Here is a 6,579-nt window from a genome sequence, read left to right on the forward strand (position 1 = left end):
GTCCGCACTCCCGTGCGGGCGGCGCCGTCGCGTCCCCACCAACTCACCCCGCCTGTGAGGGTGGGTGCGCTCGTTTCGGGGTCCTGCGCAAAGGCGGCGGGTAGGGTCCGGAGGTGGTGGGACGACGGCGGTTGGGGGCCAGATGCGGGATCTCCGCTTCAAGATGATCATGGCGTTGAACGCCGCCGACCTGGGCGACCCGATCTGCGAGCAGGTAGCCGAGATCTGTGCCGAGATCGCCGAGCAGCACTGTGCCGAGTTCGGCCACACTCCCCAGTTGCGCACCGGTGAGATCGCCGAACTGGCCAGCGGCGATCCGGCCCTGACCTGGGCGCCGTCGACCCCCGACGCCGGGCAGCGTGCCTGGTGACCGGGCCAGCGCCCGCCGTCGACATCCGTCGTGCCGATGATCGATTCGCCACCCGGATCTCCTGGCTGGACTCCAAGCACTCCTTCTCGTTTTCCCGGCACTACGACCCGGCCAACACCCACCACGGCCTGCTGCTGGTCAACAACGACGACGTGGTCCGACCGGGCGCCGGCTTCGAGACCCACCCGCACCAGGACATGGAGATCGTGACCTGGGTGCTGCGCGGTTCCCTGGTGCACCAGGACTCCACCGGACACTCCGGGGTGATCTACCCGGGTCTGGCCCAGCGGATGAGCGCCGGCACCGGCATCCTGCACTCCGAGAAGAACGACGCCTGGCGGCTCAACAACCAGGAGCCGCACACCGACCCGGTGCACTTCGTGCAGATGTGGGTGCTCCCCGACGAGCAGGGCGTAGACCCCGGCTACGAGCAGTTGGAGATCGAGGACGAGCTGCTCCGCGGGGGCCTGGTGCCGATCGCGTCCGGGATGGACCGCTACGACGGCGCGTCCGCGATCCGGATCCGCAACCGGTACGCGACCCTGCACGCCGCCCGTCTCGCCCCCGGCGACGAGGTCACCATCCCGGACGCGCCCTACGTGCACCTCTACGTGCCCAACGGCACGGTGACCCTGGAGGGCAGTGGTCCGCTCGGCAGCGGCGACGCGGCCCGGCTCACCATGACCGGTGGCCGGCGGGTGACCGCCGACGAACCAGCCGAGATCCTCGTCTGGGAGATGCACGCCACGGTCGCCTGACCACTACCGGTTCGCACCTGCCGTCTCCCTAGATCGCGCTTGAACATGGATGTAGTGGCCTCCATGGAGAGGGAGGCCACTACATCCTGGATCAAGCACGATCTAGCAGGGCGCAGGGCGCTGCGAACCGGGCGCCGCGCCGGCTACGCCGGCGACTCGGTGCGGTCGGCGGCCCAGGTGGTGTGGAACGAGCCCTCGCGGTCCACCCGCTGGTAGGTGTGCGCGCCGAAGTTGTCCCGCAGACCCTGGATCAGCGCTGCGGGCAGCCGCTCCGCGCGCAACGCGTCGAAGTACGCCAGCGACGACGAGAACGCGGGCGTCGGCACACCGGCCCGGGTCGCGTCGGCCACCACCCGCCGCCAGCTTGGCACGCCGGCGCTGACCGCCTCGGCGAAGTACGGCGCCACCAGCAGCGTCGGCAGGTCGGGCTGCTCGTCGTACGCCTCACGGATCCGGTTGAGGAAGCGGGCCCGGATGATGCAGCCGCCCCGCCAGATCGTCGCGGTGCCGCCAAGGTCGATGTCCCAGTTGTATTCCTGGCTGCCCGCGCGGATGTGGTCGAAGCCCTGCGCGTACGCGACGATCTTGGAGGCGAGCAGCGCCCGGCGGACGTCCTCGACGAAGGTCTCCCGGTCGGTCACCTGCCACTTCTCACCCGCGTCGGGGAACGCCCGGCGGGCCGCCTCGCGCTGGTCGACGTGCCCGGAGAGCGAACGCGCGAAGGTCGCCTCGGCGATCCCGGTGATCGGGATGCCCAGGTCCAGGGCGCTCTGCACGGTCCACCGACCGGTGCCCTTCTGCTCGGCCCGGTCCTGCACGATGTCCACGAACGACCGGCCGGTCGCCGCGTCGGTGTGCGCGAGCACGTCGGCGGTGATCTCGATGAGGAACGACTCAAGCTCGCCGTTGTTCCACTCCCGGAAGATCTCCGCGATCTCGGCCGGCGTCGCGTCCAGGCCGGCCCGGAGCAGGTCGTACGCCTCGGCGATGAGCTGCATGTCGGCGTACTCGATGCCGTTGTGCACCATCTTGACGAAGTGCCCGGCGCCGTCCGGCCCGACGTGCATGCAGCACGGCACGCCGTCCACCTGGGCGGCGATCTTCTCGAACATCGGCCCGAGCTTCGCGTACGACTCGGCGGAGCCGCCCGGCATGATGCTCGGCCCGCGCAGCGCGCCCTCCTCGCCGCCGGAGACACCGGTGCCGCTGAAGTGCAGCCCCTGGGCCCGCAGCGCCTCCTCGCGGCGACGGGTGTCGGCGAAGTGGGCGTTGCCGCAGTCGACGATGATGTCGCCCTCGTCGAGCAGCGGCACCAACTCATCGATCACCGCGTCGGTGGGCGCGCCGGCCTTCACCATCACGATGACCGCGCGGGGTCGTTCCAGTGACGCCACGAAATCGGCCATCGTCTCGCCGGGCAGGAACGTGCCCTCGTCGCCGTGCTCGGCGACCAGGCTGCGGGTGCGCTCCGGCGAGCGGTTGTGCACTGCCACCGTGAAGCCGTTGCGGGCCAGGTTGCGGGCCACGTTGCGACCCATCACCGCCAGCCCGGTCACACCGATTTGTGCCCTCGCCTGATCAGCCATTCGTGCCGCCACCTCTCGTCACACCACTATCAGCGCTTGGAAACTTACCGTGATGTGAGCCGATACGGACCAGTGATCGACGTCCCGTTACTGCACGTGATGCGGACGTTGCCCCTGGCGGCTCGGGCCCTCGGCGCTGGTCGGTGAGCCCCGCGCAGGTAAACGTGTCGTCATTCCGCGCCGCGCGCGTCAGCCTTCGGCGAGACGGGCTTCGATTCGGGCGATCTTCCCGGTCAGCGCGTCGGTGACCCCGGGCCGGACATCGGCCTTGAGCACCACACTGACCCGGGGCGCCTGCGCGGCGACCACGTCGACCGCCTGCTTCACCACCGCCATCACCTCGTCCCACTCGCCCTCAATGGTGGTGAACATGGCATCGGTCCGGTTGGGCAGGCCGGACGCACGGACCACCCGCACCGCCTCGGCGACCAGGTCACCCACGGAGTCGTCACCGCCGAGCGGGGTGATCGAGAACGCGATCAGCATCTGCCGATCGTGCCAGTAAAAACGGATGCGCGTCGGTCGGGCGGTGGCTACGGTACGAACATGCGTAACTGACGCCCCAATTCCGAGCCGGCCCGCCGCCCCGCGTCGCGGTCCGTGCGCTCCCGGGCGTCCCGCATTCCCTCCCCGCCGTTCGGTGGCGATGGCCCTGCCTGGCCCGGTGAGCAGTCCCTTCCCCACTCGACCGCCGCGCAACGGCGGTTACCAGCCGATCCGACCGACCGCCGCAGCGCGGGACCGGCCGTGCCGGTCGGCATTGAAGGAGGCCCGGATGCCTGCCAGGCGTAACCCGAAGAAGACCCGTACCCCGAGAGTGACGCCGCTCGGCGTCGACCCGGCAGCCGGCCACGGCCCGCTGCCAACCACCCTCCCGGCCCTCGACCTCGCGGTCGAACCGGCCCTGCCGGCGCTGCCGGCGGCACTGGTGGAGCCTGCGCCGCGGGCAGATTTGGCACTGCCCGCGGTACTGGTGGAGCCGGCGCTGCGGGCTGAGTCGGCGTTACCTGCGGCACTGGTGGAGCCGGCGCTGCCAGCCTCCGCCCCGGGCGAGGTGGCGGTCCCGGACGAGGTGGCCGTGCCGGCAGCGGTCGATGTGCCGGCGGTTGTCGACGCGCCTTCGGTGGGTGATCTACCGAAGGCGACCGGCCGACCGAAGGCACCGACGGCAGGGCCACCACAGGGCGGCGGCAACCGCTCCGGCGGCGGCCGCAGCCAGCAGGCCGGCCAGGCCCGCCGCTACGCCTTCCGCCGCAGCTGACCAAGCCACCCCACCCCACCCCACCCCACCCCACCCCACCCCACCCCACCCCCGTCCCACCCCGCGATCTTGCACTTTCTGCGCTCACATAACTGGCATACATGAATCAATCGACGACAGAATTCGCAAGATCGACGGGGGTGGCGCGTGTGCGCCGGATGGTGACAACAACATCAGGGATGTAGTGGCCTCCTTCGCCAGCGAAGCCACTACATCCCTGATGTTGTGCGGATCTTGCCGGCGGCGGCGGCGGCGGGCGGGGGCGGGCAGCGGGCGGGCCGCGGGGCGGGGTCAGCTGATGAGGGGGCGGAAGGTGCCCAGGATGACGCTCGTGGTCAGGGCGGCTGCGGCGAGTACGGCAGCTCCGGCGACGAGGAGGACGTCGGCGCGGGTGAAGTGCTGGTGGCGGGCGACGGTACGGGGTGTGCCGGCGTCGAAGCCGCGCGCGTCCATCGCCACCGCCAGTCGGGTGCCTCGGCGGATGGCCCCGACCAGCAGCGCGAACGCGGTGGAGGCGAAGAGTCGTAGCTTGGCCACCGGATCGCGGCCGGCGTCCACCCCGCGCGCCCGGCGGGCCATGGTGATCATCTGCCACTCCTGACCGAGTAGCGGCACCAGTCGGAACGCGGCCAGCGCCCCGATGGCGAACCGGGCCGGCGCCTTCGCGTTCTGGATCAACGCGTCGGCCAGGTCGGTGGGGTCGGTGGTCGCGAAGACGATCACACCGGGCAGGGCCACCGCGAACACCCGCAGCACCAGGCCGAGCGCGGTGAGCAGGACGCCGGTGCTCACCAGCACCGGTCCTACGTCCAGCAGGACCCGGCCGGACCGGTCGGCGGCGAACAGCACCAGGGTGACCAGGATGCCGGCGGCACTGAGCAGCAGTGGCCAGGCCCGCCGGGCCAGCACCCGGTAGCGGATGCCGAACAGCGGCAGGACGGCCAGTTCGAGGGCGATGGCGATTGCCGGGGCCACCGGGTCCAGGGTCGCCAGCAGGGTGAACGAGAAGACCAGTGCGGCGGCGACCTTCGCCACCGGGTTGCGGCGGGCCAACGGCGCGTCCGGCGCGGCGACCGGCTCGATGCTGATCATCGCTGGTCGTCCGGGGTCTGGTGCAGGGTGACGGTGCGGTCGGCGAGCGCGGTGACGAAGTCCGCGTCGTGGGTGACGGTGACCACGGCGTGCCCGGCGTCGCGCAGGTCGGCGAAGAGGTCGACCAGCTCCCGCCAGGTCCGCCGGTCCTGACCGAAGGTGGGTTCGTCGCAGATCAGCAGGCGTGGCGCGGTGGCGAGGGCGGTCGCCACGCTCAGCCGCCGTGCCTCGCCACCGGAGAGGGTGTACGGGTTGGCGGCGGCGAGTCGGGCCAGCCGTAGCCGTTCCAGCAGCCCGGCCACGGTCTCCTTGACGGCTGCTTCGGGTTGACCGGTGCGGCGCGGGCCCAGCGCCAGCTCGTCGAAGACGGTGCTGGTGACGAACTGGTGCTCCGGGTCCTGGAAGACCGACCCGATGCGTCGGGCCAGCGCGGGTGCCCGCCACCGGTGCGGGGGAGTGCGGTGGTCCGCGCCGGCCAACTCGGCGGTCGCGGTGACCTGCCCGCTGCCCGGCCTGAGTAGACCGCCGAGCAGCAACGCCAGGGTGGACTTGCCGGCACCGTTCGGTCCGCGTACGGCGAGTGCTTCACCGGCGCGTACCGCCAGGTCGGTGGGGCCCAGCCGGGGCGGCAGGCCGAGCCGGTCGGCGGTGAGCAACAGCTCCCCGGGGCTGGCGGTCGCCGGTCGGGGCGCGATGGGGTGACCGGGCACCCAGACCCCCTCGGCGGCCAGGGCGGCGCCGTGGGCGGCGAAGACCGCCTCGGGCGGGCCGTCCGCGCGGACGCCGCCACCCGGTTCCAGGACGACCACCCGGTCGACAAGCGGCAGTGCCTCGGCGACCCGGTGCTCGACCAGGATCAGCGTGGTGTCGGCGTCCAGTGCGCCGGCCACCGCGTGCCGGACCAGCTCGGCCCCGGCCGGGTCGAGGTTGGCCGTCGGCTCGTCGAGCAGCAGCAGGGCGGGGCGCAGGGCCAGCGCGCCGGCCAGGGCGAGGCGTTGCTGCTCGCCGCCGGAGAGCGCGGCGGTATGGCGGTCCCGGGAGTACGGGAAGCCGACCCGGTGCAGGGCCTCGTCCACCCGGGGCCAGATCTCGTCGGCCGGTACTCCCCGGTTCTCCAGCCCGAACGCGACGTCGTCGCCGCAGCGCGCCATCACCAGTTGGGTCTCCGGGTCCTGGAAGACGATGCCGACCCGTTCCCGCCCCTTGCGGGGGTCGAGCCCGTCGATCTCGACGGTGCCCTCCTGCTCGCCGGAGTCCTCGGGCAGCAGTCCCGCCAGGGCGCTGAGCAGTGTGCTCTTACCGGCCCCGGACGGCCCAAGAAGCAAAACCCGTTCCCCAGCCTCAACCCGCAGATCAACCCCGCGCAGAGCCCAGGCCCGCCGCCCAGCGTGCCGCCACCCGAACCCCCGCAGCAGTACCCCGCCCACCAAACCCACCCCCTCCCACCCACCTCGCCTACCCTTGTTGATCAAGAGGTTTGCGTCAGGAAATGGGCTTCTGTTGACGCAAACC

General features: G+C 71.7%; 7 protein-coding genes. 3 read left to right on the top strand and 4 right to left on the bottom strand.

What is annotated here, in order from left to right; genetic code table 11:
• Positions 1–142 precede the first annotated feature (142 nt).
• A complete protein-coding gene (locus AB0B48_RS31125; RefSeq protein WP_355009269.1) occupies positions 143–370 on the top strand; it encodes a thioredoxin reductase in 228 nt (75 codons plus the stop codon).
• Positions 367–1,128 (top strand): pirin family protein, encoded by a 762-nt coding sequence (locus tag AB0B48_RS31130; protein ID WP_357207808.1) that lies wholly within the window; start codon positions 367–369, stop codon positions 1,126–1,128. Before AB0B48_RS31125 ends, AB0B48_RS31130 begins: the two co-directional genes overlap by 4 nt.
• Before the next feature lie 143 nt (positions 1,129–1,271).
• Here AB0B48_RS31130 and gndA read toward each other — a convergent pair whose 3' ends face one another.
• Positions 1,272–2,714, bottom strand: a complete 1,443-nt coding sequence (gndA, locus tag AB0B48_RS31135; protein WP_357207810.1) for an NADP-dependent phosphogluconate dehydrogenase — start codon at positions 2,712–2,714, stop codon at positions 1,272–1,274.
• A gap of 189 nt (positions 2,715–2,903) precedes the next feature.
• Positions 2,904–3,200 (bottom strand): thiamine-binding protein, encoded by a 297-nt coding sequence (locus AB0B48_RS31140; protein ID WP_357207813.1) that lies wholly within the window; start codon positions 3,198–3,200, stop codon positions 2,904–2,906.
• 289 nt (positions 3,201–3,489) lie between these two features.
• Here AB0B48_RS31140 and AB0B48_RS31145 point away from each other — a divergent pair, with 289 nt between their 5' ends.
• Positions 3,490–3,975 carry a hypothetical protein gene (locus AB0B48_RS31145; RefSeq protein WP_357207816.1) on the top strand — a complete coding sequence of 162 codons (486 nt, stop codon included), beginning with the start codon at positions 3,490–3,492 and terminating at the stop codon, positions 3,973–3,975.
• Between the two features lie 291 nt (positions 3,976–4,266).
• Here AB0B48_RS31145 and AB0B48_RS31150 read toward each other — a convergent pair whose 3' ends face one another.
• Positions 4,267–5,067 carry an energy-coupling factor transporter transmembrane component T gene (locus AB0B48_RS31150; RefSeq protein WP_357207819.1) on the bottom strand — a complete coding sequence of 267 codons (801 nt, stop codon included), beginning with the start codon at positions 5,065–5,067 and terminating at the stop codon, positions 4,267–4,269.
• The gene (locus AB0B48_RS31155) at positions 5,064–6,494 is read right to left on the bottom strand and encodes an ABC transporter ATP-binding protein (RefSeq protein ID WP_357207822.1); all 1,431 of its coding nucleotides are present in this window, start codon (positions 6,492–6,494) and stop codon (positions 5,064–5,066) included. The genes AB0B48_RS31150 and AB0B48_RS31155 overlap by 4 nt, the downstream gene beginning before the upstream one ends.
• Positions 6,495–6,579 lie beyond the last annotated feature (85 nt).

Source organism: Micromonospora sp. NPDC049089 (assembly GCF_040648775.1).
Classification (GTDB): Bacteria; Actinomycetota; Actinomycetes; order Mycobacteriales; family Micromonosporaceae; genus Micromonospora.

Excerpts from the sequence above, each read along its gene's own strand:
- AB0B48_RS31145 (WP_357207816.1), top strand. The coding sequence starts at position 3,490 with ATGCCTGCCAGGCGTAACCCGAAGAAGACCCGTACCCCGAGAGTGACG.
- AB0B48_RS31150 (WP_357207819.1), bottom strand. The coding sequence starts at position 5,067 with ATGATCAGCATCGAGCCGGTCGCCGCGCCGGACGCGCCGTTGGCCCGC.
- AB0B48_RS31125 (WP_355009269.1), top strand. The coding sequence starts at position 143 with ATGCGGGATCTCCGCTTCAAGATGATCATGGCGTTGAACGCCGCCGAC.
- gndA (WP_357207810.1), bottom strand. The coding sequence starts at position 2,714 with ATGGCTGATCAGGCGAGGGCACAAATCGGTGTGACCGGGCTGGCGGTG.
- AB0B48_RS31140 (WP_357207813.1), bottom strand. The coding sequence starts at position 3,200 with ATGCTGATCGCGTTCTCGATCACCCCGCTCGGCGGTGACGACTCCGTG.